We start from the raw sequence: 919 nt of genomic DNA, 5'->3' as shown, positions 1-919 counted from the left end.
ACTACGAGATTTTTGCCTGTCCAGCAGCTGAAGCTGACTCCAACCTGGAAAACAAGGAAATCTCCTGTGTCCTGCTTGGGCCGCAGGTAAGCTACATGCTGGGAGACTTCCAAAAGAAGGTTGAAGGCACTGACGTTCCAGTCGCCGTCATCGACATGGCCGCTTATGGCATGATGGACGGGGAAAAGGTAGTTCAACAAGCTACCAAGGTAATGAGCAAGTAAACAGCTTTTACGTTTGTAAATCGAGGAAAAAGTGATGAGTACAGAAACTACAAAGCAGGGCGGATTCAGTGCTTTTGTCAATCAAAAGATTCTGCCACCAATCATGAAATTTGTTAACACGAAGGCGGTCAAGGCCATTCAAGACGGGATGGTCTACTCGCTGCCATTTATCATTATCGGGTCGATCTTCCTGATCATGTCCAACTTCCCGATTCCAGCAGTTTCCCAGGCCTTGTCCGACAGCGGCTGGTCAGCCTTCTTCAGCCAGGCTTACACGGCCAGTTTCGGGATGATCTCCGTTTGGTCAGTTGTCGGGATTGCCTACGTCTATGTCAAGAATGAAAAAGTTGAGCCCCTCCCGGCCGCTTTGACTGCTTTGTCAGCCTTCCTGCTTTTGCAGTTCATGCAGGTCGACAGTCCGCTCAAGGCTGCTGAAGCCAGCGGCATCAGCAACGCTGCCGGCAAGGTCGTCTTGTCAGGCTCAGCTGTTGCGCAGAACATCGACAAATTGCCGCATGCCCTGCAGACCTTCCTGGCTTCACCGGTCACTAACGTTTTGAACATTACCTGGTTTGGCGGCCAAGGGATGGTTGCCGCCATCATCATCGGCCTTTTGGTCGGCTGGAGCTACAGCGCCATGATGAAGAAGGGCTGGAAGATCAAGCTTCCTGAACAAGTTCCATCCAGCGTTTCCA

The 919-nt window shown here is 51.5% G+C and carries 2 protein-coding genes; both read left to right on the top strand.

Annotated features, from left to right (window positions below; genetic code table 11):
- The coding region (locus lacNas_RS08795) for a PTS sugar transporter subunit IIB (protein WP_201332006.1) at nucleotides 1-224 on the top strand (224 nt) is incomplete at its 5' end.
- 34 nt (nucleotides 225-258) lie between these two features.
- The coding region (locus lacNas_RS08790) for a PTS transporter subunit EIIC (RefSeq protein WP_201346783.1) at nucleotides 259-919 on the top strand (661 nt) is incomplete at its 3' end.

This window comes from Lactobacillus nasalidis, from assembly GCF_016587775.1.
Lineage (GTDB): Bacteria > Bacillota > Bacilli > Lactobacillales > Lactobacillaceae > Lactobacillus > Lactobacillus nasalidis.
Note: the sequence above shows the minus strand (reverse complement) of the source record. Positions and strands in the feature narration are given on the sequence as shown.